General features: G+C 70.0%; 26 protein-coding genes. 13 read left to right on the forward strand and 13 right to left on the reverse strand.

The window, feature by feature from the left end; genetic code table 11:
- The first annotated feature begins 19 nt into the window (after window positions 1–19).
- From CCZ27_RS05120 to CCZ27_RS05165, 10 genes are all read left to right on the forward strand, one after another.
- Complete coding sequence (locus tag CCZ27_RS05120) at window positions 20–688, forward strand: flagellar hook assembly protein FlgD (protein ID WP_096446152.1); 669 nt, start codon at window positions 20–22, stop codon at window positions 686–688.
- Between the two features lie 15 nt (window positions 689–703).
- Complete coding sequence (flgE, locus tag CCZ27_RS05125) at window positions 704–1981, forward strand: flagellar hook protein FlgE (protein WP_096446154.1); 1278 nt, start codon at window positions 704–706, stop codon at window positions 1979–1981.
- A gap of 28 nt (window positions 1982–2009) precedes the next feature.
- Window positions 2010–2750, forward strand: coding sequence for a flagellar basal-body rod protein FlgF (gene flgF / locus CCZ27_RS05130; protein ID WP_096446156.1), 741 nt, complete (start codon window positions 2010–2012; stop codon window positions 2748–2750).
- A 186-nt stretch (window positions 2751–2936) separates the two neighbouring features.
- Window positions 2937–3719: a flagellar basal-body rod protein FlgG gene (gene flgG / locus CCZ27_RS05135; RefSeq protein WP_096446158.1), complete on the forward strand. Its 783-nt coding sequence runs from the start codon at window positions 2937–2939 to the stop codon at window positions 3717–3719.
- An 11-nt stretch (window positions 3720–3730) separates the two neighbouring features.
- Complete coding sequence (locus tag CCZ27_RS05140; protein ID WP_096446160.1) at window positions 3731–4405, forward strand: flagellar basal body L-ring protein FlgH; 675 nt, start codon at window positions 3731–3733, stop codon at window positions 4403–4405.
- Window positions 4406–4414: 9 nt separating this feature from the next.
- A complete protein-coding gene (locus CCZ27_RS05145; protein WP_096446162.1) occupies window positions 4415–5536 on the forward strand; it encodes a flagellar basal body P-ring protein FlgI in 1122 nt (373 codons plus the stop codon).
- Window positions 5537–5546: 10 nt separating this feature from the next.
- A complete protein-coding gene (flgJ, locus tag CCZ27_RS05150) occupies window positions 5547–6656 on the forward strand; it encodes a flagellar assembly peptidoglycan hydrolase FlgJ (RefSeq protein WP_096446164.1) in 1110 nt (369 codons plus the stop codon).
- 75 nt (window positions 6657–6731) lie between these two features.
- Window positions 6732–8678 (forward strand): flagellar hook-associated protein FlgK, encoded by a 1947-nt coding sequence (flgK, locus tag CCZ27_RS05155; protein WP_096446166.1) that lies wholly within the window; start codon window positions 6732–6734, stop codon window positions 8676–8678.
- Window positions 8679–8693: 15 nt separating this feature from the next.
- Window positions 8694–9596, forward strand: coding sequence for a flagellar hook-associated protein FlgL (flgL, locus tag CCZ27_RS05160; RefSeq protein ID WP_096446168.1), 903 nt, complete (start codon window positions 8694–8696; stop codon window positions 9594–9596).
- Between the two features lie 8 nt (window positions 9597–9604).
- Window positions 9605–10111, forward strand: coding sequence for a hypothetical protein (locus CCZ27_RS05165; protein ID WP_232516569.1), 507 nt, complete (start codon window positions 9605–9607; stop codon window positions 10109–10111).
- Window positions 10112–10113: 2 nt separating this feature from the next.
- Here CCZ27_RS05165 and fliR read toward each other — a convergent pair whose 3' ends face one another.
- From fliR to fliF, 13 genes are all read right to left on the reverse strand, one after another.
- Window positions 10114–10917, reverse strand: coding sequence for a flagellar biosynthetic protein FliR (fliR, locus tag CCZ27_RS05170; protein WP_096446172.1), 804 nt, complete (start codon window positions 10915–10917; stop codon window positions 10114–10116).
- Window positions 10918–10939: 22 nt separating this feature from the next.
- On the reverse strand, window positions 10940–11209 hold the full coding sequence (fliQ, locus tag CCZ27_RS05175; protein ID WP_096446174.1) for a flagellar biosynthesis protein FliQ: 270 nt from the start codon (window positions 11207–11209) through the stop codon (window positions 10940–10942).
- Window positions 11210–11229: 20 nt separating this feature from the next.
- Entirely contained in the window at window positions 11230–12003 is a 774-nt protein-coding gene (fliP, locus tag CCZ27_RS05180; RefSeq protein WP_232516645.1) for a flagellar type III secretion system pore protein FliP, read from the reverse strand.
- A gap of 11 nt (window positions 12004–12014) precedes the next feature.
- The gene (gene fliO, locus CCZ27_RS05185; RefSeq protein ID WP_232516570.1) at window positions 12015–12455 is read right to left on the reverse strand and encodes a flagellar biosynthetic protein FliO; all 441 of its coding nucleotides are present in this window, start codon (window positions 12453–12455) and stop codon (window positions 12015–12017) included.
- A gap of 67 nt (window positions 12456–12522) precedes the next feature.
- Complete coding sequence (gene fliN / locus CCZ27_RS05190; protein ID WP_096446176.1) at window positions 12523–12990, reverse strand: flagellar motor switch protein FliN; 468 nt, start codon at window positions 12988–12990, stop codon at window positions 12523–12525.
- The gene (fliM, locus tag CCZ27_RS05195) at window positions 12983–13993 is read right to left on the reverse strand and encodes a flagellar motor switch protein FliM (RefSeq protein WP_096446178.1); all 1011 of its coding nucleotides are present in this window, start codon (window positions 13991–13993) and stop codon (window positions 12983–12985) included. The genes fliN and fliM overlap by 8 nt, the downstream gene beginning before the upstream one ends.
- A gap of 12 nt (window positions 13994–14005) precedes the next feature.
- Window positions 14006–14560: a flagellar basal body-associated FliL family protein gene (locus CCZ27_RS05200; RefSeq protein WP_096446180.1), complete on the reverse strand. Its 555-nt coding sequence runs from the start codon at window positions 14558–14560 to the stop codon at window positions 14006–14008.
- Between the two features lie 93 nt (window positions 14561–14653).
- Window positions 14654–16015, reverse strand: coding sequence for a flagellar hook-length control protein FliK (locus CCZ27_RS05205; RefSeq protein WP_157748442.1), 1362 nt, complete (start codon window positions 16013–16015; stop codon window positions 14654–14656).
- An 81-nt stretch (window positions 16016–16096) separates the two neighbouring features.
- Window positions 16097–16537 (reverse strand): flagellar export protein FliJ, encoded by a 441-nt coding sequence (gene fliJ, locus CCZ27_RS05210; protein WP_096446184.1) that lies wholly within the window; start codon window positions 16535–16537, stop codon window positions 16097–16099.
- 66 nt (window positions 16538–16603) lie between these two features.
- Window positions 16604–18007, reverse strand: a complete 1404-nt coding sequence (gene fliI, locus CCZ27_RS05215) for a flagellar protein export ATPase FliI (RefSeq protein ID WP_096452205.1) — start codon at window positions 18005–18007, stop codon at window positions 16604–16606.
- Window positions 18007–18753, reverse strand: coding sequence for a flagellar assembly protein FliH (gene fliH / locus CCZ27_RS05220; protein ID WP_096446186.1), 747 nt, complete (start codon window positions 18751–18753; stop codon window positions 18007–18009). Before fliH ends, fliI begins: the two co-directional genes overlap by 1 nt.
- 39 nt (window positions 18754–18792) lie before the next feature.
- Entirely contained in the window at window positions 18793–19794 is a 1002-nt protein-coding gene (gene fliG, locus CCZ27_RS05225) for a flagellar motor switch protein FliG (protein WP_096446188.1), read from the reverse strand.
- Window positions 19791–21494 (reverse strand): flagellar basal-body MS-ring/collar protein FliF, encoded by a 1704-nt coding sequence (gene fliF / locus CCZ27_RS05230; protein WP_096446190.1) that lies wholly within the window; start codon window positions 21492–21494, stop codon window positions 19791–19793. Before fliF ends, fliG begins: the two co-directional genes overlap by 4 nt.
- Window positions 21495–21732: 238 nt before the next feature.
- On the opposite strand from fliF, the gene CCZ27_RS05235 reads away from it, so the two are divergent.
- The 3 genes from CCZ27_RS05235 to fliE all read left to right on the forward strand — a co-directional run bounded on the left by CCZ27_RS05235 (window position 21733) and on the right by fliE (window position 24721).
- Window positions 21733–22902 (forward strand): sensor histidine kinase, encoded by a 1170-nt coding sequence (locus tag CCZ27_RS05235; RefSeq protein WP_096446192.1) that lies wholly within the window; start codon window positions 21733–21735, stop codon window positions 22900–22902.
- Complete coding sequence (locus CCZ27_RS05240; RefSeq protein ID WP_096446194.1) at window positions 22899–24317, forward strand: sigma-54-dependent transcriptional regulator; 1419 nt, start codon at window positions 22899–22901, stop codon at window positions 24315–24317. Before CCZ27_RS05235 ends, CCZ27_RS05240 begins: the two co-directional genes overlap by 4 nt.
- Window positions 24318–24400: 83 nt before the next feature.
- Window positions 24401–24721 carry a flagellar hook-basal body complex protein FliE gene (gene fliE / locus CCZ27_RS05245; protein ID WP_096446196.1) on the forward strand — a complete coding sequence of 107 codons (321 nt, stop codon included), beginning with the start codon at window positions 24401–24403 and terminating at the stop codon, window positions 24719–24721.
- The last annotated feature ends 62 nt before the right edge of the window (window positions 24722–24783 follow it).

Genomic DNA, 24783 nt, shown 5'->3' on the forward strand with positions numbered 1-24783 from the left:
CCGCCAGCAGGAGAATTCGATGAGTACCGTATCCGGCACGCAGTCTTCGCAGAACACGATGAGCAGCCTGGCCCGCAGCACCAGTTCCACCACGACGACGAAGTCCGAGGAATCGCGCTTCCTGACCCTGCTGACCACGCAGTTGCGCAACCAGGACCCGATGAATCCGATGGAGAACGCGGAGATCACCTCGCAGCTCGCCCAGATGAGCACGGTCGACGGCATCGAGCGGCTGAACAAGATGTTCCAGACCTTCCTCGATGCGCAGGGCACGAGCGACTCGATGCAGGCGGCCGCGCTCGTCGGCCACAGCGTGCTCGTCGAGGGCCGCAAGCTGGCGCTGACCAGCGCCGGTGCGGTGGGGGGCTTCGAGGTCGATGCCGATGCGGACAAGGTCGTGCTGACGATCAAGGATGCGGCGGGCGTGAAGGTGAACGAGATCGCCTTCGACGACGTCGCCGCCGGCAGCCACAACTTCGTCTGGGATGGCTCCGCCAGCGATGGCGCACGCGCGGCCGACGGCGTCTACACGATCGAGGTCGCGGCGACGAAGGACGGAAAGGCGGTCAAGGGCCGGACGCTGGAATTCGGCACCGTCTCCAGCATCATCCGCGGCCCCACCGGCACCGACTTCCAGGTCGGTTCGCTGGGCATCTTCAAGTTCGACGACATCAAGCAGATCCTCTGATCCGGAGCCCCGATCATGTCTTTCCAGCAAGGTTTGAGCGGCCTGAACGTTTCCTCGAGAGCGCTGGACATCATCTCGAACAACGTCGCCAATACCAACACGGCCGGCTTCAAGACCGGCTCGGCGGTGTTCGCCGACGTCTATGCCGCGTCGCTGAGCGGCACCGTGTCGGACAAGCAGGTCGGCGCCGGCAGCTCGATGACGGCGGTGCGGCAGACCTTCGCCCAGGGCAACCTGACGACGACCAACAACCCGCTCGACCTGGCGATCAACGGCAACGGCTTCTTCATGATCTCGCGCGAGAGCGGCCCCAACGCCTATACGCGCAACGGCCAGTTCGATCTCGACAAGAACGGCTACATCATCACCTCCACCGGTGACCGCCTGATCGGCTACCAGAGCATCCCCGACATCGGCACGGGCCTGCCGAACGAGATCGGCGGGCTGAAGGAGCTGCAGATCCCGAACGTCGGCTCGGCGCCGGAAGCGACGACCAGGGTGACCGTGGAAGGCAACCTCGATGCGGAAGAGATCAGCCCGCGGGACGCCTACCCGCTGCTGGATCCCTTCCCGACCGGCACCGACTGGCGGGACGCGCGCACCTACAACCGCAGCACGTCGATCCAGGGTTTCGACAGCCTGGGCAAGTCGCACGAGATCACCTTCTATTTCGTCAAGCAGGCCGACCCGGCCATCAACACCTGGGACGTGTACCCGAGCCTGGACGGCAACCGGCCCGACGCCTCGCCCATGCTGTCGCTGCACTTCACGACTTCGGGCACCCTGGACACCTCGTTCGGCGCCACCGCGACCTGGAACGTCGAATCGACGCTGACGCCGGACGCGGCGCCGCTCATGATCATGCTCGACTTCACCGGCATGCGGCAGACCGGCGGCACCTACCTGATCAACGACATCGGCCAGGACGGCCGGCGCGCCGGCGAACTGGCCAGCCTCAGCGTGGACCAGAGCGGCCTCATCGTCGGCAGCTACACCAACGGCCAGACCTACAACCTCGGCCGGGTCGCGCTGGCCACGTTCCGCAACGAGAACGGCCTGAACTCGCTCGGCAACAACCTGTGGGAGGCGACCACCGAGTCCGGCCCCGCGTTCGAGAACGCGCCGGGCGAGGGCCTCAACGGCCTGATCACGTCGAGCACGATCGAGGAATCCAACGTCGAGCTGACCCAGGAACTGGTGCAGATGATCATCCAGCAGCGCAATTACCAGGCCAACGCGCAGTCGATCAAGACGCAGGACGCGATCCTGCAGACCCTGGTCAACCTGCGCTGAACCCGGCGCGCGAACGGAGGGCTGAACCGTGGATCGCCTGATCTATACCGCGATGACCGGTGCCAGGGGCACCATGGATCAGCAGGCCGCGGTCGCGCACAACATCGCCAACGCGACGACCACCGGCTTTCGCGCCGAACTGCACAAGCTGCGCGCGGTCGAGGTGCAGACCGACGCGCTGCGCACGCGCGCCTTCACCGTCGATGCGAGCGTGGCCACCGACTACGGCGTCGGGCCGATGCAATTCACCGGCCGCCCCTACGACGTGGCGGTCGCCGGCAAGGGCTGGATCGCGGTGCAGATGCCCGACGGCAGCGAAGCCTATACCCGCGACGGCAGCCTGGAAGTCAGCGCCAACGGCATCCTGCAGACGCGCGACGGCAGGCCGGTGGTCGGCGACGGCGGCGGGCCGATCTCGATCCCGCCCGACAACGAGATCAGCATCGGGACCGACGGTTCGATCTCGGCGCTGCAGCCGGACCAGCTCGGCGTGGTGAACGTGGTGGCGCAGCTCAAGCTGGTGAATCCGGCGGAAGAAACGCTGGTGCGCGGCGAAGACGGCCTGTTCCGCCTGCAGCAGGGCGGCGCCGCGCCGGCGGACGAGAACGTGCGCGTGGCGGGCGGCTACCTGGAAGGCAGCAACGTGAACGTGGTCGACCAGATGGTGCAGATGATCTCGCTGGGCCGGCAGTTCGAGATGCAGACCCGCATGCTGCAATCGGCCGAGCAGAACGACCAGGCCGCGATGAAGGTGCTTTCCGTCGGCTGAGTGCCGCCCACGGTCCCGCCTCCGGCGCGCCGCCGCAGCACGGTTTTTGCAACGCTTATCCCGGGATGGCCGGCGGCGGCACGGGCCTAGACTGGTTCCATCGACGATTCCATCGAAAACCGGCGGACGCCGCCACCTGCCGGCAAGGCTTGCCGCCCCGGCAATGCGAACCAAGAGGACTACATCATGATCCGCTCCCTGTGGACCGCCCGCACCGGGCTGGATGCCCAGCAGACGCAACTGGACGTGATCTCCAACAACCTGGCCAACGTCTCGACCAACGGCTTCAAGCGCCAGCGCGCCATCTTCGAGGACCTGCTGTACCAGACCATCCGCCAGCCCGGCGCGCAGTCCACGCAGCAGACGCAGATCTCCAGCGGGCTGCAGATCGGCACCGGCGTCAAGCCGGCGGCGACCGAGCGCATCTTCACCCAGGGCACGCTGCAGCAGACCGGCGGCTCGCTCGACGTGGCGATCCAGGGCAACGGCTTCCTGCAGGTGACGATGCCCGACGGCACCACCGCCTACACGCGCGACGGCGCGCTGCAGCTCGACAACCAGGGCAACGTCGTCACCGCCAGCGGCTACCTGCTGGCCGACAACATCAACATCCCGGCCGATGCGAAGACCATCACCATCGGCAAGGACGGCACGGTGAGCGTGCTGCAGCCCAATGCCACCACCCCGGTGCAGATCGGCAGCATCCAGCTCGCCACCTTCATCAACCCCGGCGGCCTGCAGAGCCTGGGCGAGAACCTGTTCGCCGAGACGGCCTCCAGCGGCGTCGCCACGCCGACCCAGCCCGGCACGAACGGCTCCGGCGTGCTCAACCAGGGCTACGTCGAGACGTCGAACGTCAATGTCGCCGAAGAGCTGGTGAGCATGATCGTCACCCAGCGCGCCTACGAACTGAATTCGCGCGCCATCTCGACCTCCGACCAGATGCTGAGCCGGCTGACGCAGCTTTGAGGAGGCAGGCCATGAAGACGACCGGCGCACTGGCACTCGTCGGTGCCGCCCTGCTGCCGGGTTGCGCGTCGATCTACCCGACGCCGCCCACCGCGGTCCATCAGCCGATGACGGCGCGGCCCGAGGCGAGGCCGCAGGCGATGCCCGCCACCGGCGCGATCTTCCAGCCGGGCTACGGCCGGCCGCTGTTCGAGGATCGCCGCGCGCGCCACGTCGGCGACACCATCACCATCAACCTGGTCGAGCGCAACACCGCGCAGAAGAACGCCAATGCCAGCGCCGGACGCGAATCCAGCCTCACCGGCGGCATCACCGGGAGTTCGAAGCTGCCGCTCGGCGGGCTGGCCGGGCTGAACGCCGAGGCGGGCGTCACCTCGGACTTCGCCGGCAAGGGCGCCGCGGCGGCCAACAACGTCTTCAACGGCACCATCACCGTGACGGTGATCGACGTCTATCCCAACGGCAACCTGCTGGTGTCGGGCGAGAAGATGGTGGCGATCAACCAGGGCAACGAGTTCATCCGCTTCTCCGGCGTGATCAACCCGAACAGCGTGACCGCGTCGAACACCGTGCAATCCACCCAGGTGGCCGATGCCCGTATCGAGTACCGCGGCAGCGGCTTCATCGACGAATCCAACACGATGGGCTGGCTGCAGCGCTTCTTCGTGGCCATCCTGCCGTTCTGAGGCCGCGACATGCGCAATCGTCCCTCCGGTTCCACGCACCTGCTGGCGGCGGTCCTCGCCGCCGCGGCCCTCTTCCTCGCGCCGCCGGCGGCGGCCGAACGCATCAAGGACCTGGCGTCCATCGCCGGCGTGCGCGACAACCAGCTCGCCGGCTACGGCCTGGTCGTGGGCCTGGACGGCTCGGGCGACCAGACGACGCAGACGCCCTTCACCGTGCAGAGCATCGTCAACATGCTGGGCAACATGGGCGTCACGCTGCCGGCGGGCACCAACCTGCAGTTGAAGAACGTCGCCGCGGTCATGGTCACCGCCACGCTGCCGCCCTTCGCCCGCCCCGGGCAGGCGCTGGACGTCACGGTGTCGTCCATCGGCAATGCCAAGAGCCTGCGCGGCGGCACGCTGGTGATGACACCGCTGAAGGGGGCCGACGGCCAGATCTACGCCATCGCCCAGGGCAACATGGTGGTGGGCGGCGCGGGCGCGTCGGCCGGCGGCGCGTCGCAGACGATCAACCACCTGTCCGCCGGCCGCATCCCGGCCGGCGCCACCGTGGAACGCGCGGTGCCGGCGCTGCTGGGGCAGGGCGAGCATGTGACGTTCGAACTCAACGCCACCGACTTCGGCACCGCGCGCCGCGTCGTCGATGCGATCAACCTCGCCGCGCCGGGCTCGGCGCAGGCGCTCGACGGGCGCAGCATACAGGTGCGCGCGCCGCTGGATTCCACCGCACGCGTCGCCTTCCTCGGCCATCTCGAGAACCTGGAAGTCACGCCCGCGGTGCAGGCGGCCAGGGTGATCATCAACTCGCGCACCGGTTCGGTCGTCATGAACCAGAAGGTCACGCTGCAGAACTGCGCGGTGGCGCACGGCAACCTGACGGTGACGGTCGGCACCGAGACCCAGGTCAGCCAGCCGGCGCCGCTGTCGGGCGGCCAGACGGTGGTCACGCAGCGCGGCCAGGTCGACATCGAGCGCGAGGCGGGCGCGCTCTTCAACGTGAAGGGCGGCGCCAACCTGGCCGACGTGGTGAAGGCGCTCAACGCCCTCGGCGCCAAGCCGATGGATCTCGTCAGCATCCTGCAGGCGATGAAGTCGGCCGGCGCGCTGCGCGCCGAACTCGAGGTCATCTGAGGCTGCGGCGATGACGGCAGCCCGCACCGGCGGCGTCCAGCTCAACGCCTTCGATCCGAACGCGCTCGGCGACCTCAAGCGCCTGGCGCGCAGCGAGGGGCAGTCCGACCAGGCGCTGCGCGCCGCGTCCCGGCAGTTCGAGGCCCTGTTCGTGCAGATGGTGATGAAGTCCATGCGCGACGCCACGCCTGCCGGCGGCCTGCTCGACAGCGAGCAGGGCAGGCTGTTCCAGGGGCTGCTCGACCAGCAACTGGCGCTGAACATGGCGCAAGGCAAGGGTACCGGGCTGGCCGACACCCTGTACCGCCAACTGGGCGGCAAGGCCGCCGGCAGCGCGCTCGATGCCGTCGATACGCGCATGACCGGCAATACCGGCCCCGCCGCCGGCTTCGATCTCGGCAACGTGGTGCGGCGGGCGGCAATTCCTGCCGTCCGCGCGGCGGCGGCGGAAAGTGCTGCCGGTGCGCTTGCCGCCTTGCCGCAGGGGCTGGCTGCGGCGGCGGGCCTGGTCGGCGGGCAGGGCGCCGCGGAAGAAGCCGGGGATGCCGCCGCGGTGGCCGGGAGCGCCGCGCTGCAGGCCCGGCTCGGCGAGGCGATCCGCGCCGCGCGCGAGGCCGGCGGTGCGATTTCGTCGCGCGCGCGCGATTTCGTCGCCGACGTGTGGCCGCACGCGGTCGAAGCCAGCCGCAGGACGGGCATCCCGCCGCAGTTCATGGTCGCGCAGGCGGCGCTGGAGACCGGCTGGGGCGAGAAGCAGCTTCGCCATGCCGATGGCAGCCCCAGCCACAACCTCTTCAACATCAAGGCCGGCAGCAGTTGGGACGGCCGCACGGTGAACGTCGGCACCACCGAATACGCCAACGGCCGCACCTATGCCGAGCAGTCCCGCTTCCGCGCCTACGGCTCGTACGCGGAATCCTTCGCCGACTACGCGCGGCTGCTCTCGAACAGCCCGCGCTATGCGGCGGTGCTCGGGCAGCGCGACGCCGGCGGCTTCGCGCGCGGGCTGCAGCAGGCCGGCTACGCCACCGACCCGATGTATGCCGACAAGCTCGCGCGCATCATCGGCGGCAGCACGCTGCGCAATGCGCTCGCCTCGGCCTCGGCCTCGGCCGCCTGAGGCGCGGCGGGGATGTGACGCGCTGGCAAGGATCTTGCTGCTGATGGCTGGAACCAGCGTATCGGGAATACCGCCATGTCGAGCCTGCTGAACATCGGACTGACCGGCCTCTACGCCGCCCAGGCGCAGTTGTCGACCACGTCGCACAACGTCGCCAACGCGTCGACCCCCGGCTATCACCGGCAGACGGTGCAGCAGAGCACCTCCACGCCGCTGCTCAGGGGCGGCTCGTTCTTCGGCCAGGGCACGGCGGTGGATTCGGTGCAGCGCACCTACAACCAGTACCTGGAAAACCAGGTCATGCTCAGCGACAACCGGCGCGCCGAATACGCCGCCTACAGCATGCAGGTGAACCAGATCGACAACCTGCTCGCCGACCCGTCGGTGGGCCTGTCGCCGGCGCTGAGCGAGTTCTTCGCCGCCATGCAGAACGTGTCGGCCAACCCCACCAACATCGCCTCGCGCCAGGCGCTGCTGTCGACCGGAGAGGCGCTGGTCGCGCGCTTCCAGGCGCTCGACAGCCGCCTGTCCGAGATCCGCCAGGGAGTGGATGCGGACATCGAGGCGACCGTCACCAGCATCAACAGCTACGCGCGCGAGATCGCCGATCTCAACCAGCGCATCATGGACTCCCGCGCCAGAAGCGGCGGCACGGCCGCCAACGACCTGCTCGACCTGCGCGACCAGGCGGTGGCCCAGCTCAACCAGCTCGTCCGCGTGTCCACCGTGCCGCAGGACGACGGCACGATCTCGGTCTTCATCGGTTCCGGGCAGCGCCTGGTGCTGGGCGACGATGCGGCCCGGCTCGGCACCGCGCCCGGAGCCGGTGAGAACGGCGGCCTGGGGATCACCCTGATCGCCCGCGACGGCACCGCGTCGCCGCTGTCCGAGACGCTCCTCACCGGCGGCAGCATCGGCGGCACGCTCGCCTTTCGCCGCGAGGCGCTCGACACGGTGCAGCGCGATCTGGGGCTGATCGCCACCACCCTGGCCACCGCCTTCAATACCCAGCACAAGCTGGGCGTCGACCTCGACGGCATGCTGGGCACGGATTTCTTCAAGCCGGCCGCCGTCAGCGTGGAATCGTCGGCGGCGACGATCGAGATCGACCCCGGGGCGATCGGCGAACTCACTGCGAGCAGCTATTCGCTGGCGATCTCCGGCACCACCTACACGCTGACCAACCTGACCACGGGCGCGTCCAGGACGCTCGGCGAAGGCGAGACCTTCGAGGGCCTGAAGCTGACGAGCGCGCTCGGCGCCGACGGCACCTACCTCGTCGAGCCGACGCGCTATGCGGCGGGCCGGCTCGCGATGGGCATCGCGGACCCGCGCAAGGTGGCGGCGGCAGGCCCGGTCGCGGTGGCCGCGGCCGGGACCAACGGCGGCACCGCGCGCGTCGGCGACATCCGCGTGGCGAGCACGGAAGGCATGGTGTCCGGGGCGAGCACCACGCCGGACTTCACCGCGGTCGGCCTGTCGTGGTCGGGCGGGACCCTGAGCGTGCCGGCGGGCTACGTGCTGGCTTCAGGAAATCCGCCGGTTGCCGATAACGCCTATGACCCGGCGACGGAAGGCAACGGCAAGACCTTCACGCTCACCGCGCCCGAGGGGTACAGCCTGACGTTCTCGCTGGCGGGAACGCCGGCGGATGGCGATTCCTTCACCTTCGGCCCCAACACCGGCGGCATCGCCGACAACCGGAACGCGGTGCTCCTGGGGTCGCTGCAGACCGACAAGCTGATGTTCGACGCCGGCGGCCGGCCGACCGCGACGCTGAACAACGCCTACGCCCAACTGGTGAGCAAGGTGGGCAACAAGGCGCGCGAGATGCAGGCCGGCGAGAAGGCGCAGGATGCGCTGCTGGCGCAGGCCGAGGCGGCGCGCGACTCGGTGTCGGGGGTGAATCTGGACGAGGAGGCCGCCAACCTGCTCCGCTTCCAGCAGGCTTACCAGGCGTCGGCCAGGGTGATGGCGGTCGCCCAGACGCTGTTCGACGAAATGCTGGCGATCGGCCGCTGATAACGGGAGCCCGAAGTGCGCATCTCGACCAACATGATCTACGACCAGAGCGTGGGCGCGCTGCAGCAGCAGTCCGCCTCGCTGCTGCACACCGCCCAGCAGATCGCCAGCGGCCGCAAGATCCTCACGCCGGCCGACGATCCGGTGGCCTCGGCGCGGGCGCTGGACGTCAGCCAGTCGCGCAGCGTGAATGCCCAGTTCATGTCCAACCAGGGCTATGCGGAGGACGCGCTGAAGCTGGTCGAAGGGCAACTGAGCGGTGCCGGCGAAATCCTGAAGTACGTGCGCGACCGGGCGCTCGAAGCCGGCAATCCGTCGCTGCCCGAGAGCGACCGGCGCGCCATCGCCACCGACCTGCGGGCGCAGTTCGACGCCATGCTGGCGATCGCCAACACGCGCGACGCCAACGGCGACTACCTCTTCGCCGGCTACCGGTCGCAGGACCCGCCCTTCAGCGGCAACGCCGACGGCGGCGTGAGCTACCAGGGCGACCAGGGTTCGCGGACGATGCAGGTCTCGTCCTCGCGCTTCATGCCGACCACCTTCGCCGGCGAGCGCGTCTTCGGCGACGAGTCCTCCGGCGTGTTCGCCGCGCTGTCCTCCTTCATCGACGCGCTGGAGGGGCCGGCCGCCGGCGTGCCGGCCGCGGTGACGGCGGCGGTGGATGCGATCGACGGCAACCTGGACAAGGTGCTGGGCGTCCGCGCCCAGATCGGGTCGCAACTGGTGGAGATCGACCAGTTGGGATTGATCGGCAGCGACCTCGACCTGCAGTACGCGACCACCCTGTCGAACCTGCAGGACCTCGACTACAACGAGGCGCTGTCGCGCCTCACGCAGCAGCAGACCATCCTGCAGGCGGCGCAGCAGTCCTTCCTGAAGGTCGCCGGGCTGTCGCTGTTCAACTACCTGACCTGACCCCGATCATGCGCATCCCGCCTCGTACGGCCTGCCTGATGCTCGGCGCGGCGATGCTGGCCGCCGCCTGCTCGACCACGCCCACCGGGGAGGCGACCTTCGCCGGGGTGACGCAGGACGACGTCGCCGCGTCCGGCGGCACGGTGGCGGGCATCGCCGGCGGGGCGCTGATGGCCCGCAAGCTGTCGTACTTCAAGCCGGAGTACATTGCCGGCGCGCTGGTGGCCTACGCCATCTACGATCCGCTGGCGCCGACCTGGAGCATCGACGTCAGCCGCGCGGGCGACGAGCGGGTGCGCATGGACCTGCGCATGAAGTCGCTCATCACCGGCGGCGAGGGCGAGGCGCGCCAGGTCTTCCTGCGCAGCGCGCAGCGCATGGCGGAGGCCGGCGGTTTCGCCGGCTACGACGTGCTGCGCTACGAAGAAGGCATGGAGTCGACCCGCCCGTTCGCCCGCCGCGTCGCCAGCGGCGAGATCCGCCTGGTGCGTTCGCGCCAGTTCCCGCAGCTCTGAGATCAGGGCAGGACGGGCGGCAGCGGCGCCAGCGCTTCCAGCATCGACGCGATGGTGTCCAGGCCGCGCTCGAACAGGCTCTGCAGCACGGGCGCGAAGTTCGCGAAGACCAGCATCAGGCTGACGAAGCCGGCGGTGAGGGTGATCGGAAAGCCGACGGCGAAGAGGTTGAGCTGAGGCGCGGCCCGCGTCAGCACGCCGAGCGCGATGTTGGCCACCAGCAGCACCGCCACGATGGGCAGCGCCAGCAGCAGCCCGGCCGCGAACACCGTCGCCCCGGTGCGCGCGACGTGGCCCCAGCCGGACGAGCGAACCGTCCCGGCGCCCACCGGCAGCCACTCGAAGCTCCTCACGGTGACGTCGATCAGCAGCAGGTGGCCATTCACCGACAGGAAGAGCAGGGTGGTGACGAGGCCGAGGAAGTCGGACATCACCGCCGTCTGGCCGCCCGCCTCGGGGTCGAAGAAGACGGCGAACGACAGGCCCATCTGCATGCCGATCAGCGCGCCGGCCATGTCGACCGCGGCGAAGACGATGCGCATCATGAAGCCGATCGCGATGCCGATGAAGATCTGCTGCACGAAGATCGCCAGCCCCGGCCCGGAGCCCGGCGGCACCGCGGGCATCGGCGGCATGGCCGGCAACAGCGCGACCGTCACCGCCAGCCCGATCGCCAGCCGCACGCGCATCGACACGCCGCGGTTGGAGAACACCGGCGCGGACGAGAACAGGCCCAGGAGGCGCGCCAGCGGAAACATCAGCGCCGCGAGCCAGGCGTCGAGCTGTGCGGCGGTGACGCTGAGCATGGGATGCCGTGGCCGGGCGCCGTCAGCCGATCATCGCGGGGATGGATTCGAACAGCCGGCGCATGAAGTCGGTCAGCGTGGTGATCATCCACGGGCCGGCCACGACCAGGGTCACGAAGATCATCACCAGCTTCGGCACGAAGGACAGCGTCATCTCGTTGATCTGCGTGGCGGCCTGGAAGACGCTGATGATGAGGCCGGTGACCAGCGCGGCGAGGAAGAGCGGCGCCGACACCAGCAGCGTGATCTCGATCGCCTGGCGGCCCAGGTCGATGACGGTGGTAGGGGTCATGATGGCGTCTCCTCGGCGGGCTAGGGCGCGAAGCTCTGCACCAGCGAGCCGATCAGCAGGGTCCAGCCGTCGACCAGCACGAAGAGCATGATCTTGAACGGCAGCGACACGATCACCGGCGACATCATCATCATGCCCATCGACATCAGCACCGAGGCCACGACCATGTCGATGATGATGAAGGGGATGAAGACGATGAAGCCGATCTGGAACGCGGTCTTCAGCTCCGAGGTGACGAAGGCGGGGATCACCACGCGCATCGGCAGGTCCTCGGCCTTGTCCACCGGCGGCAGCCCGGCCAGGCCGGCGAACAGCGACAGGTCGGGCTCGCGCACCTGCCTGAGCATGAAGGTCTTCATCGGCACGGAGGCGCGCTGCAGCGCCTCGTCGAACTGTATCGTGCCCTGGGACATGGGCAGGTAGGCTTCCTCATGGACCTTCTCGGCCACCGGCGCCATGATGAAAAACGTCAGGAACAGCGCCAGCCCCAGCAGCACCTGGTTGGGCGGCGCGGTCTGCGTGCCCATCGCCTGGCGCAGCAGGGAGAAGACGATGATGATGCGCGTGAAGCTGGTCATCATCAGCACCATCGCCGGGATGAAGCTGAGCAGCGTCATCAGCACCAGCGTCTGGATCGTCAGGCTGTAGGTGGTGCCGCCGCCGGCGGCGGGCGTGGCGGTCAGCGTCGGCAGCGCCTGCGCCGCGGCCAGCAGCGGCGCCAGCGCCAGCGCGAATCCGGCCGCGCAGCGCGCGAGCGCCGGCAGCGCGCCGGCGGGCGAGGCGCGCCGCGGCATGGGTCCGGGGCTCACTGGCGGCGCTCCATCGCCTGCCGGAGCCAGGCGGGGAAGTCCTTCATGCCTGCCGCCGGCGCGCCCGGAACGGGGACGGGCAGTTCGTCGGCGCCCAGCACGTGCAGCGTCCTGACCTGCCCGGGCGCCACGCCCAGCACCAGCACCTTGTCGCCCAGCCCGACCAGCACCACGCGCTCGCGCGGGCCGACCGCCACCGCGCCCAGCACCTTCAGCGCCGAGGCCGCCGTGCCACGGGGGGCGGACAGGCGCTTGATCGCCCACAGGCAGGCGAGCAGCACGGCGACGACGACGGCGAGGCCGACGGCCATCTGCCCCAGGCCGGCGGCGAGATCCGGCGCGGCCGGGGAGGCTGCGCCGGCCGGCTCCGCGGCGTGCAGCGGAAGCGCGGCGGACAGCAGGGAGAGGGCCGCAAGGGCGAACGGGGGAATGGGCACGTCGTGCTGCTCGTCGAAGGCGAAGTGTGTGGCGGGCCCGCGGCGGCGTCGCGCCGCGGGCGGGGAATCAGTGGCGGATCTTCCGCATGCGTTCGGCGGGGCTGATGATGTCGGTCAGGCGGATGCCGAACTTATCATTGACCACCACCACCTCGCCCTGCGCGATCAGGGTGCCGTTCACGAGCACGTCCATCGGCTCGCCGGCCAGCCCGTCGAGCTCGACCACCGAGCCGTGCGCCAATTGCAGCAGGTTGCGGATCGACAGCTTGGTGCGGCCGAGTTCGACCGTGATCTGCACCGGGATGTCGAGGATCATGTCGAAGTCGTTCAGCGAGCCCGGCTTGCCGCCGGCCGAGCCGAAGTCTTCGAAGATCTGGCTGGCGGGGCGCGCCTGGTAGGGGGAATCGCCCATCGCGGCGGCGGCGAGTTCGGCGGCCACCTGCGCGGCGTCATCGCCCACGCCGGCCTCGGCCGAAGCCTGTTCCTGCATCGCGGCGGCCCAGTCGTCGTCGCTGATCTGGTTGTCGTCAGCCATTCTGGCCTCCAGGAATCTGTGGGGCGTCGTTCTCGTTGGGATTGACGATGCGTTCGACCTTGAGCGCATAGCGCCCGTTCTTCGTGCCGTGCCGGCACTCGAACACCGGCACGCCGTCCACCTCGGCCGTCAGCGCCTCGGGGACGTTGAGCGGGATCACGTCGCCGACGCGCATGTCGACGATGTCGCGCAGCGTCACGCGGGCGGTGCCGAAGTTGCACGTCAGATCGATCTCGGCCGTCTGCAACTGGCGCGACAGAAGCCGTATCCAGCGCTTGTCCTGCGTCAGGTGATCGCTCTGCATCGTCGAGTAGAGCAGGTCGCGGATCGGCTCCAGCATCGAGTACGGAAAGCAGACGTGCATCTCCGCCTGCGCGCCGCCGAAGTCGAGCGAGAAGCTCGTCGCGACGACGATCTCGGACGGCGTGGCGATGTTGGCGAACTGCGAATTCATCTCCGAGCGGACGTATTCCAGCTCGAACTTGAACACCGGCGCCCAGGCGCGCGCATACTCCGCGAACACCACGTCGAGCATGCCCTTGATGATGCGCTGCTCGGTCGGCGTGAAGTCGCGTCCCTCGACGCGGGTATGGAAGCGGCCGTCGCCGCCGAACATGTTGTCGACCACCAGGAACACCAGGTTGGGGTCGAACACCACCAGGCCGGTGCCGCGCAGCGGCTTGCCCTGCACCAGGTTCAGGTTGGTCGGCACCACCAGGTTGCGGATGAATTCCGCGTACTTCTGCACCTTGATCGCGCCCACCGACACCTCGGCGTTGCGGTGCATGTAGTTGAACATGCCGATGCGCAGGTAGCGCGCGAAACGCTCGTTGATCAGTTCCATCGTGGGCATGCGCCCACGCACGATGCGTTCCTGCGTGGCGAGGTTGTACGGCCTGACGCCGCCCTCGTCGGCGAGATCTTCGTCCGGCTCGTCGGACTCCCCGGTGACGCCCCGCAGCAGGGCGTCAACCTCTTCCTGGGAAAGAAAGTCCGAAGACATCGCGGGGGTCCGTCACTGGATGATGAACGAGTTGAACAGCACGGCCTGCACCGGCCCGTTCGAGCGCGTCCGCCCGCGTGAATCGGTGCCGGCGGGGAAGCCGAGCGCCTCGTTCACCTGGGTGGCGATGCCCTCGGCGAGCGCTTCGCGCCCCACGGTGTCGGCCAGCTCGGATGGCAGCTTGGACGACAGCAGCAGGTTGATGCGATGCCGGATCTCGGGCATGAAAGCCTTGAGGCTCTCGGCCAGCTTGGGATCGCCGACGCGCAGGACGATGACCGCCTGCAGGTAGTGGTCGCCCTCGTCGCGGCGCAGATTGACGGTGAAGGGGTCCAGCGGCACGAAGGCGGGCGGCTTGGACAGATCGATCGTCGAGTGCGGGGCCGTCTCCTGCGCGTCCGCATGGTCGCCGCCGCCCTTGTCCTTCTTCAGCAGCAGCAACACCACCACGCCCGCGGCTGCGACGAACAGCACGAGCAGGACGATGATGATGATCAGCAGCAGCTTGCCCTTCTTCCTGGGGGCTGCCTCGGTGGCAGCTTCCGGTTTGGCTGGCGCCTTCGCCATGCGACTCTCCTAGATCCTGAATCCCATTATCCAGGATGGCCGCTGCGAACGAAGCGCGGAAAAGTGGGGCAGACCCGCCCCAATTCCGGCGCTTCAGACGAAGGTGTCGACCATCCCGTCGTGTTGCCTCGACCAGGCGGTGGCCGCCGTGCCGTTGCCGAGCGTGCCGCCGCCCCGTCCGCGTCCGCCGCTGCCGCCGTCGCGTCCGGCCTGCTGCTCGCCGGAGGTGCCGACGCTGGCCTCGCCGAGGCTGATGCCCGCTTCCGCGAACATCTCGCGCAGGCGCGGCAGGGCCTGCTCGAGCGCATTGCGCGCAGCCTGGCTGCTCGCGACGAATTGTGCCGTGGTCTGATCGCCGTTCAGGTTGATCGAGACTTCGAGCTTGCCGAGGTTGGGCGGGGTCAGCACCAGCTCGGCCTTGCTCTCGGCGCGGCCCAGCATCCAGGTCACGCGGTTGCCGACCTCGTCGACCCAGCCATCCCGTCCGACCGGTGTGTTGACCGGCAGTTGCGGCGTTGCCGGCCGGGCGGCGATGGCCTGGTTGCGCAAGGCGGCGAATTCGCCGGCAGGGTGCGGCACGGCGTCGCCGGGAAGCGTCGAGGCAAGGGCCGCGCCGGCCCCGTCCGCGCCCTTCACCCCGGCGGCGAGCCGGCCGGCCGCCGCGTTCTCGCGCGCCTGCAGCATGAGCGCCGGATCCGCGGCGCCGCGCCCGGCGCCCGGCAGTCCTGCATCCATTCTCGGCAGCAGGCCGGAATTCTGAAGCGATTTGCCCGGGCTGTCATCCGCCGCCGGACCGGGCCTGGGTGCGCCTTCCGCCATCCTCGCCGCGGCAAGCTGCGGCAGCAGGGCGGCAAGTTCTGCCGGCAAGTCGGCATCGATGCCGGTATCGTCGGTTCCGCCATCGGCATCGGCCGCGGCGTCGGTGAGCACCACGGCTGCCGGGGCCGCCAGCGTGATCGGGTCCGTGCCGCCGGCGGCGGACGCTGCGGCGGCGCCTTCCGCCGCCTTGCCGCCGGCCTGCGATGCAGGCGTGCCTTCGCCATGCGCGCCCGAGGTTTCGCGATGCGCGCCCTTGCCGTCGGCGGGCCGGCCTTCCTGCGCGCCGTCCGCCTTGCCGTTTGCGGCGCCGTCGCGCGGCGCGCCAGCATTCTGCCGCTCGGGCTCGCGCGCTCGCTCGGGGCTGCGTTCCGGCTCGCGCGGGCGTTCGGCGCCGTCCAGGTGCGCGCCCGGTTCGCGCGCCGGGGGGCGGCCGTCGAGCCGGCTTTGCAGGGTGGTGGAGAACGATGTGGCGGACGAAGTGGCCGCCGCGCCCTTGACGCCGGTCTGCACGGAGGAGGCGAACAGCATCCCGGCGAGACCGGGCAGTGCGGCGCTGGAGGAAACGGGGGCGGGCATGGTGGTGACCTCGGGATGGCGGATCTGCATGGACATCGAGCTGCAATCAGCAAGCTTCATGCCATGCCTGCAATCAGCAAGCTTCATGCCATGCCCGTGCCGCGCTCGCGTCCGGCCATATCCGCCGGGCCGCCCGTCCCCTTACTCGTCGTCCTGGCGGCTGCGCCGCGCGGCGTGTTCGTCGGTGAGTTTCTGCTCCCGCTTCGCCTCGCTGCGCGCGACGCCGGCCTGGTGGCGCTGCGACAGGGTGTCGAAGGCTTTCAGCCGGTTGCGCTGCGCCAGCCAGTTCTGCTGGCCCTGCGCCGTCTGCTGGCGGGACTGCTCGACCGCCTTGCGCTGCACCGCGACGGCGTCGTCGAGGCGGCCGAGGAAGGCGCTGTAGTTGCGCCAGGCGTCGGGGCCGATGCCGTCGCGCACCGCCTGCATGAAGCGGTCGTGGTATTCCTGCCGGTAGTCTTCCAGCAGCTTCAGCTTCTGCTCCACCGTACGTTCGCTGGCGATCAGTTCGCCCAGCCTGCGCGCGGCCTCGTCGGTGCGCGTCTGGGCGAGGTCGAGCAGGGGCTGGAGGTGGAAGCGGCTCATCTCGGACGTCTTGCGGATCGGGTGCGCGATTCTAACGCGGCATCATCATGCGCGGAGCCTCTTCGGTCAGGCGGGTGTGGCAAATACCTCGGCCAGCCGGGCCAGCGCGCCGTCGTAGCCCTCGCGCTCGTGGATGCCCTGCTGCAGGAAGGCTTCGAGCCGCGGGTACAGCTTGACGGCCATGTCCAGCACCGGGTCGGCGCCGGGCTGGTAGGCGCCCACCGCGATCAGGTCGCGCGAGCGCTGGTAGCGCGAGAAGAACTGCTTGAACTGCCGCACCACCGCGAAGTGATCGTCGCCCACCAGGTTGTGCATGGCGCGCGAGATGGACTGCTCGATGTCGATGGCCGGGTAGTGGCCCTGGTCCGCCAGGCTGCGCGACAGCACGAAGTGGCCGTCCAGGATGGCGCGCGCGGAATCGGCGATCGGGTCCTGCTGGTCGTCGCCCTCGGCCAGCACGGTGTAGAAGGCGGTGATGGAACCGCCGCCGGCCGGGCCGTTGCCGGCGCGTTCGACCAGGGCCGGCAGGCGCGCGAACACGCTCGGCGGGTAGCCGCGGGTGACCGGCGGCTCGCCGATCGCCAGCGCGATCTCGCGCTGCGCCATGGCGTAGCGGGTGAGCGAATCCATGATCAGCAGCACCTGCTTGCCCTGGTCGCGGAAGTATTCGGCCACCGTCGTGGCATAGGAGGCGCCCTGCATGCGCATCAGCGGGCTGGTGTCGGCCGGCGCCGCCACCACCACCGAGCGCGCGAGGCCCTCGGCACCCAGGCTCTGCTCGATGAATTCCTTCACTTCGCGGCCGCGCTCGCCGATCAGGCCGACGACGATGGTGTCGGCCGCGGTGTAGCGCGCCATCATGCCGATCAGCACCGACTTGCCCACGCCCGAACCGGCGAACAGGCCGAGGCGCTGGCCGCGGCCGACGGTGAGCAGGGCGTTGATCGCGCGGATGCCCACGTCCAGCGGCTGCGAGATCGGGGCGCGCGCCAGCGGATTGAAGGCGCGGCCCTGCAGCGAGCGGGTTTCCTGGGTGACCAGCGGGCCGAGCCCGTCCAGCGGCCGGCCGGCGCCGTCCACCACGCGGCCGAGCAGGGCGTCGCCCACCGGCAGATGCTTGGCGCGGTCGGCGGCGCGGCGGCGCGGCCCGATGTGCTTGCCCAGCACCAGGCGCGGCGCGCCCACTTCCATGGGCAGCACGCGCGCGCCCGGCGCCAGGCCGAAGACGTCGTCGGTCGGCATCATGAAGAGCTTTTCGCCGTTGAAGCCCACCACCTCGGCCTCGACCGCCCCGCCGCCGGGCACCAGCACGCGGCAGCCGGAGCCCAGCGGCAGCTTGAGTCCGGCGGCCTCCATGACGAGGCCGTTGATGCGGGTGAGGCGGCCCGACACTTCCAGCGGATTGCAGCTTTCCACCAGGCTGGCGCCGCTCTTGAGGAAGCTGCGCCACAGCACGCCGTGATGTTCCATCATGCCTCCCCGTCGTCGTCGGACGGCTGCCATTGGGCATGTTCGCGCCCCAGCGTCTCGAGGGTGCGCTGCCAGCGCGTCTCCAGCGTGGCGTCGACCTGCGCGCCGGGGCTGTCGATGCGGCAACTGCCGCGCAGCAGTTCGGCATCCTCGATGATGCGGTGGCCGGAATGGCCGAGCTGCTCGCCCATGTGCTGGCGCACCAGTTCGCAGTCGTCGGGGTGCAGGCGGATCTGGGCGTGGCCCTGGGGGATCTGCAGCAAGGCGCTGCGCACGGTGTCGATCACCGCCTCGGGATGCACGGCCAGCGTGTGATGCACCATCTGGCGCGCGATCTCGATCGACAGCGCCATCAACTCCTCGGCGACTTCCTGGTCCAGCCGGCCCAGCGCCTGGTCGAGGTTGCCGGCGAGTTCCGCCAGGCGCCGGGCGGCTTCCTCGACCCGTTCCGCGCCTTCCGCCTGGCCCGCCTCGCGGCCGGCCTCGAAGCCCGCCGCGTAGCCCTCGGCATGACCTTCCGCATGGCCGGCGGCGCGTGCATCCTCGTGCATGCGCTCGATGTCCTCCGCGGTCGGCAACTGCAGGCCGGCCAGGGGCTCCGGCTCGGGTTCGGGCTGGAGCGGCGCGGGTGCCGGCTCTTCGGCCGGCGGCGGAGGGTCGGGCGCGGGGGGTGTCTCCGGGGCGTCGAAATCGACCGGTTCCCAGCGGCGATAGGCGCCGGCCGCCTGGTGGCGGGTGATGCTCACCGGGCTGCCCTGCCGCCGCCGCGCGGCGCGATGCGGCGCTTACACGAAGCCATCGTCGCCGCCCTTGCCCGCCATCATCACCTGGCCTTCCTCGGCCAGGCGGCGCACGATCTTGAGGATTTCCTTCTGCTCGGCCTCGACCTCGGACAGGCGCACCGGCCCGCGGGATTCGAGATCTTCCCGCATCATCTCGGCGGCGCGGCTGGACATGTTGCGGAAGACCTTCTCGCGCAGTTCGGGCGTGGCGCCCTTGAGCGCGACGATCAGCGAATCGGACTGCACCTCGCGCAGGATGGTCTGGATGCCGCGGTCGTCGATGTCGAGCAGGTTGTCGAACACGAACATCTCGTCGAGGATCTTCTGCGCCAGTTCGGGATCGTATTCGCGCACGTTGTCGATGACCGCGGTTTCCTGCGCCGAGCCGACGAAGTTGAGGATCTCGGCGGCGTGGCGGACGCCGCCCATCGCCGCCTTCTTCACCGTCGTCGCGCCGGCCAGCATGCGCGACAGGGCCTCGTTGAGTTCCTTGAGCGCGGCCGGCTGGACGCCGTCGAGCGTGGCGATGCGCAGCACGACGTCGTTGCGCAGGCGGTCGCCGAAATGCTTGAGGATCTCGCCCGCCTGGTCGTACTCGAGGTGCACCAGGATGGTGGCGATGATCTGCGGGTGTTCGTTCTTGATGAGGTCGGCCGCGGTCGCGGCGTCCATCCACTTCAGCGCCTCGATGCCGGCGGTGTCGGAACCCTGCACCATGCGCGACAGCAACTGGCCGGCGCGCTCGTCGCCCAGCGCCTTGGTGAGCATCGTGCGCAACTGCTCCTGGTCGGACTGGATCAGCGTGCCCTTGCCGAAATGCTCGTTCACCTCGAGCAGCAGGGGGTCGACCTTGCTGCGCGGCTGCGCCGGCATGGTCGCCATCTTCATCGTCAGCTTCTGCACCTCGCGCGGGCCGAGGAACTTCAGCACCTCGGCGGCCTCGTCGGCACCCAGCGTCATCAGCAGCAGCGCGGCCTTCTCCAGGCCCTCTTCCGGCGTCGTCACTTGCGGCTCTCCTCGGTGACGCCCATCCATTCCTTGATCAGGTTGGCGACCATCCTCGGGTCGTTGCGCGCCAGGTTGCGTGCGCGCTCGAGGTGAGCCTCGTAGCTGTCCTCCTCGGCGGCTTCGGACAGGGTGACGCGCACGCCTTCCTCGCCTTCTTCGCCTTCCTCGCCGGCTTCCCCGGCCCCTTCCGCTTCGGGCTTTTCCTTCGGCGGCACGACGGTACGCACCAGCGGGCGGATCACCGCAAGATACACGAGCAGGATCACCAGGAGTACCGCCAGCCAGCGTGCGATCTCCTTGCCGAGATCGAGCATCTCCGGGTCCTTCCACAGCGGCGGGGTGGCCTCGGCCGCCGGCGTGGTGAAGCTGCTGCTGGCCACGTTGATGGTGTCGCCGCGGCCGGCGCTGTAGCCCACCGCCTCGCGCACGAGGTTGGTGATGCGCGCCAGTTCCTCCTCGGTCGGCGGCAGGCTCTGCGTCTGGCCGTCGGGCGCGGTCGCCGGGCGGTGGTTCACCACCACCGCCACCGACAGGCGCTTGAGCTGTCCGATGGACTGCTTCACGTGCTGGATCGTGCGGTCCAGCTCGTAGTTGAGGACCGCGCTGCGCGCGCTGCTGGCGGCGCCCGCCGCGCCGGCCCCCTGTCCGGCCGGCACCGCCGGCGCGGTGATCGGCGCGGTCGCCGGAGCGGGGGGCTGGTTGGTCAGCGCGCCGGGCACGCCGATCGCGCCGGGCGCGGGGTTGATCTGCTCGTTGGTCTGCTGGCTGCGGACCGCCTGGTCGGGCGAGGGGTTGGGCTTGTAGGTCTCGGCGGTCTGCTCGACCTGGTTGAAATCGACGTCGGCGGCGACCTGGGCGCGGAAGTTGTCCTTGCCGAGCATGGGCCCGAGGATGGTCTCGATGCGGCGGATCATGCCGGCCTCGATCTCGCGCACGTAGTCGAGCTGGGTCGGGTCCATGCCGGCGCGGCGCAGCGGGTCGGCCTGCTGGGTGAGCAGTTCGCCGTCCTGGTTGATGATGCTGACCCCGGAGGCAGTCATGCGCGGCACGCTGGACGACACCAGGTGCACGATGCCCGCCACCTGGTTCGCATCCAGCGTGCGGCCGGCGCGCAGGTTGACCATCACCGACGCGGTGGGCTTCTGGTCGTCGCGCAGGAAGGCGGTCTGCTTGGGCATCGCCAGGTGCACCCGCGCGCCGGCGACCGCGGCGATCGACTGCACCGTGCGCGACAGTTCGCCCTCGAGCGCGCGCTGGTAATTGATCTGCTCGTTGAACTGCGAGATGCCCAGCTTCTGGCCGTCCATCAGTTCGAAGCCGGCGAGCCCGCCCCTGGGCAGGCCGCCGGCGGCCAGCCTGAGCCGGGTTTCGTGCACCATCGCCTGCGGCACGAGGATGGCGTTGCCGGCCGGCGACATGCGGTAGGGCACGTTCTGCTGCTGCAATGCGGCGATGATCTGCCCGCCGTCGCGTTCTTCCAGGTTGGAGAACAGCACCGCGTATTCGGGCTGGCGGTTCCACAGCAGCGCGCCGACGATCAGCGCGATGGCGAGCGCGATCGCCGCCGCGCCGGCGATCTTCTGGCGCTGGCTGAGCGCGTTGATGTTCTGCAGCGTCTGCTGCAGCCGCGAGGCCCGGCCGCCTTCGGCGGGCGCGGCGCCAAGGGCTGCGTCTGCGGTGTTTTCTGCGGTTGCCATGGTCGCGACCCCGTTGCGTCCCAATTCCGGATGACGGCATTCTCCGCTCGCCGGCGCAAGCGGGAGCGGGGGAAAAGCGGCATTTTTTGCCGCCTGTTTGCCGGCTACCATGGCGGACCGTGGGCTACAGTGGTCCACGGGGGAATGGCCCGGCCGATGCGCCCGGTGCAAGGAGCGCGCGCGACGCGGGCCGCCATTCCGGCATCCGATCACCGACAGAACCCGCATCCCGACCGAGATGAGCACCGCCGCCGACGCCACCACGCCATCGCCCCCGGCGCTCGATGCCGCCCAACTGGCGGAGGCTTTCGCGCTCTTCAGCCGCGCGTCGGAGGAACTGTCCACCGCCTACAACGCACTGCAGGCCCAGGTGGCGCAGCTCACCGAGCGCCTGACGATGCTGCTGGGCGCGCTGCCCGCCGGGGTGGTGGTGCTCGACCGCGGCGGCAAGGTGGTGCAGGTCAACCGCGCGGCCGAGGCGCTGTTCGGCGCCGACCTCGCCGGGCGCGACTGGGCGCAGGTCGGCCGCGCGCTGCAGGCCACCGGGACGCCGGGCGAGGTCACGCTGCCCCGGGGCGGCGAGACCTTGCGGCTGGCGCTGTCGGAAACCGCGCTGGAGTCGGGCGACGAGCGCATCCTGCTGCTGCACGACATCACCGGCACCTACCAGATGCGCCTCGCGGCCGAGCGCAACGAACGCCTCGCGGCGATGGGCGAGATGGTGGCCGGTCTCGCCCACCAGTTGCGCACGCCGCTGGCGGCGGCGCTGCTCTATACCGGCAACCTGCGCCAGGCCGAGCTGGGCGCGGCGGAGAGGGCGAAGGTGGCCGACCGCGCGATCGAGCGCCTGCGCTACCTCGAGCGCCTGATCCGCGACATGCTGCTGTTCGCCCGCGGCGACAGCCTCGGCCGGCAGCGCTTCAACGCCTGCGAGCTGGCCGCCGAACTGGCGCATACGCTCGAACCGCTGGCGCGCGCGCGCCAGATCGACTTCCGCTGCGAGTGCGACTGCGGCGATGCGGCGGTGCATGGCGACCGCAAGGCGATCGCCGGCGCGCTGACCAACCTGCTGGAAAACGCCATCCAGGCCACCGGGCCGGGCGGCAGCGTCGGCCTGCGGGTGGCGCTCGAAGCGGCGGCCGGCGGCGCGGTTCCCGGGCTGCGCTTCGTCGTGCGCGATACCGGCCGCGGCGTGCCGCCGGAGCTGCAGTCGCGGCTGTTCGATCCGTTCTTCACCACCCGCGCCGACGGCACCGGGCTCGGCCTGGCCATCGCCCGCGGCGTGGCGCGCGGCCACGGCGGCGACATCACGCTGCGTTCCGCCCCCGGCCAGGGTTCCATCTTCACGCTCGCCCTGCCGCTGGCCGCCGGCGGTGGGGCGGGCGCCGACGCGGTCCCCGAAACATGAGCCAGGCACTGAACATTCTCGTCGTCGAGGACGACGCGGCGCTGCGCGACGCGGTGTGCTTCACGCTGGAAATGGCGCATCACCAGGTCACCGGGGTCGATGGCGGGCTGCCGGCGCTGGCCGAGCTGGAGCGCCGCGCCTTCAACCTCGTCGTCACCGACCTGCGCATGCAGCCGATGGACGGCCTGCAACTGCTGCACGAGATCCGCGCGCGGCTGCCGCAACTGCCGGTGCTGCTGATGACGGCCTACGGCGACGTCGACAAGGCGGTGGCGGCGATGCGCGGCGGCGCCTGCGATTTCCTGATGAAGCCCTTCGAGCCCGACGTGCTGCTCGAGAGCGTGCGCCGCTACGCCGCGGTGCAGGCCGGCCCGGACGACACCATCGCCGAGGACCCGCATACCCGCAACCTGCTCGCGCTCGCCGCGCGGGTGGCCGGGACGGACGCCACCGTGCTGCTGTCGGGCGAATCCGGCACCGGCAAGGAGGTCTTCGCGCGCTACATCCATGCGCATTCGCCGCGCGCCGCCGGGCCCTTCGTCGCCATCAACTGCGCGGCGATCCCCGACAGCCTGCTCGAGGCGACCCTGTTCGGCCACGAGAAGGGCGCCTTCACCGGCGCGCAGGCCGCGCAGCCGGGCAAGTTCGAGCAGGCGCAGAACGGCACGCTGCTGCTCGACGAGATCTCGGAGATGCCGCTCGGGCTGCAGGCCAAGCTGCTGCGCGTGCTGCAGGAGCGCGAGGTGGAGCGCGTCGGCGGCAAGAAGCCGGTGCCGCTGGACATCCGCGTGCTGGCGACGTCCAACCGCGACATGGCGAAGGAGGTGGCGGCCGGCCGCTTCCGCGAGGATCTCTACTACCGCCTGAACGTCTTTCCGCTCGCCATTCCCGCGCTGCGCGAGCGGCCCGGCGACGTCATACCGCTGGCGCGCCATTTCCTCGCCCGCCATGCGGCGCTGCTCAAGCGCCAGGTGCGCCTGTCGCCGGAGACGGAGGCGCTGCTCGCCCGCCACGCATGGCCGGGCAACGTCCGCGAACTCGAGAACACGGTGCACCGGCTGCTGATCCTGACCACGGGCGACACGGTGGCGCCCGGGACGCTGCGCCTGTGCCTGCCGGCGTGGGATCGGACGGCGGCGGACGGCGCGGGTGGCGCGCCATCGCAAGCCGCGGCCCGGACGGTATCCGCGGCGCCGGCGGCGGACGAGGCCGCCGGGGCGGCAGATTCTGCCGCCCCGGCGCTCGCCGCAGGCGCGAGGTCGGCCAACATGAAGGACCTGGAGCGCGAGCACATCCTCGCCACGCTGCGGGAACTGGGCGGCTCGCGCAAGAAAACCGTTGAAAGGCTTGGGATTTCCGAGCGTACCCTGCGCTACAAGCTGCAGCAGTACCGCGACGAAGGTTACGACGTGTAAGCCGCTGCCGCATGGTGGCATGCGGATTGCTGTGCTAGATTGGAATCGTCTTCAACGCACCACCCGGCACCCGGGGCAAGGATATGGACACCCGCGGAATCGACCAGATGCTGAGCGAGCTGCGCTCGGTATCGCAGGCAGCGCAGAACAAGCCCGTACAGCCCGAAGAGGCGGCGGGCGGCGTCAACTTCGCCGACGTGCTGAACGGTGCGCTGAAGGACGTCAGCGCCGCGCAGAACGAGGCGCGGGAGATGGCGCAGAACTTTTCCGCCGGCGACCCGAACGTCAATCTGCAGGACGTCATGGTCAATCTGCAGAAGGCCAACCTGTCCTTCCAGCAGATGGTGCAGGTCCGCAACCGCCTCGTCACCGCGTACCAGGACATCATGAACATGTCCGTCTGACGCGGCTCGGCCGCGGCGCTCGAGGTGCCGCCGCAGGCCGGGTCCGGACGTCCGGCGGCGCA

The organism is Thauera sp. K11, assembly GCF_002354895.1.
Classification (GTDB): domain Bacteria; phylum Pseudomonadota; class Gammaproteobacteria; order Burkholderiales; family Rhodocyclaceae; genus Thauera; species Thauera sinica.

What these genes read in the sequence shown, in the direction of transcription:
- fliM (WP_096446178.1), bottom strand. Translation starts at nt 13,993, where the DNA reads ATGTCTTCGGACTTTCTTTCCCAGGAAGAGGTTGACGCCCTGCTGCGG.
- fliP (WP_232516645.1), bottom strand. Translation starts at nt 12,003, where the DNA reads ATGCCGCGGCGCGCCTCGCCCGCCGGCGCGCTGCCGGCGCTCGCGCGC.
- CCZ27_RS05145 (WP_096446162.1), top strand. Translation starts at nt 4,415, where the DNA reads ATGCGCAATCGTCCCTCCGGTTCCACGCACCTGCTGGCGGCGGTCCTC.
- CCZ27_RS05120 (WP_096446152.1), top strand. Translation starts at nt 20, where the DNA reads ATGAGTACCGTATCCGGCACGCAGTCTTCGCAGAACACGATGAGCAGC.
- fliE (WP_096446196.1), top strand. Translation starts at nt 24,401, where the DNA reads ATGGACACCCGCGGAATCGACCAGATGCTGAGCGAGCTGCGCTCGGTA.
- fliI (WP_096452205.1), bottom strand. Translation starts at nt 18,007, where the DNA reads ATGGAACATCACGGCGTGCTGTGGCGCAGCTTCCTCAAGAGCGGCGCC.
- flgK (WP_096446166.1), top strand. Translation starts at nt 6,732, where the DNA reads ATGTCGAGCCTGCTGAACATCGGACTGACCGGCCTCTACGCCGCCCAG.
- CCZ27_RS05240 (WP_096446194.1), top strand. Translation starts at nt 22,899, where the DNA reads ATGAGCCAGGCACTGAACATTCTCGTCGTCGAGGACGACGCGGCGCTG.
- fliR (WP_096446172.1), bottom strand. Translation starts at nt 10,917, where the DNA reads ATGCTCAGCGTCACCGCCGCACAGCTCGACGCCTGGCTCGCGGCGCTG.
- CCZ27_RS05165 (WP_232516569.1), top strand. Translation starts at nt 9,605, where the DNA reads ATGCGCATCCCGCCTCGTACGGCCTGCCTGATGCTCGGCGCGGCGATG.
- flgG (WP_096446158.1), top strand. Translation starts at nt 2,937, where the DNA reads ATGATCCGCTCCCTGTGGACCGCCCGCACCGGGCTGGATGCCCAGCAG.
- CCZ27_RS05200 (WP_096446180.1), bottom strand. Translation starts at nt 14,560, where the DNA reads ATGGCGAAGGCGCCAGCCAAACCGGAAGCTGCCACCGAGGCAGCCCCC.
- CCZ27_RS05205 (WP_157748442.1), bottom strand. Translation starts at nt 16,015, where the DNA reads ATGAAGCTTGCTGATTGCAGCTCGATGTCCATGCAGATCCGCCATCCC.
- flgJ (WP_096446164.1), top strand. Translation starts at nt 5,547, where the DNA reads ATGACGGCAGCCCGCACCGGCGGCGTCCAGCTCAACGCCTTCGATCCG.
- CCZ27_RS05235 (WP_096446192.1), top strand. Translation starts at nt 21,733, where the DNA reads ATGAGCACCGCCGCCGACGCCACCACGCCATCGCCCCCGGCGCTCGAT.
- flgE (WP_096446154.1), top strand. Translation starts at nt 704, where the DNA reads ATGTCTTTCCAGCAAGGTTTGAGCGGCCTGAACGTTTCCTCGAGAGCG.
- fliJ (WP_096446184.1), bottom strand. Translation starts at nt 16,537, where the DNA reads ATGAGCCGCTTCCACCTCCAGCCCCTGCTCGACCTCGCCCAGACGCGC.
- fliN (WP_096446176.1), bottom strand. Translation starts at nt 12,990, where the DNA reads ATGGCTGACGACAACCAGATCAGCGACGACGACTGGGCCGCCGCGATG.
- fliQ (WP_096446174.1), bottom strand. Translation starts at nt 11,209, where the DNA reads ATGACCCCTACCACCGTCATCGACCTGGGCCGCCAGGCGATCGAGATC.
- fliF (WP_096446190.1), bottom strand. Translation starts at nt 21,494, where the DNA reads ATGGCAACCGCAGAAAACACCGCAGACGCAGCCCTTGGCGCCGCGCCC.
- CCZ27_RS05140 (WP_096446160.1), top strand. Translation starts at nt 3,731, where the DNA reads ATGAAGACGACCGGCGCACTGGCACTCGTCGGTGCCGCCCTGCTGCCG.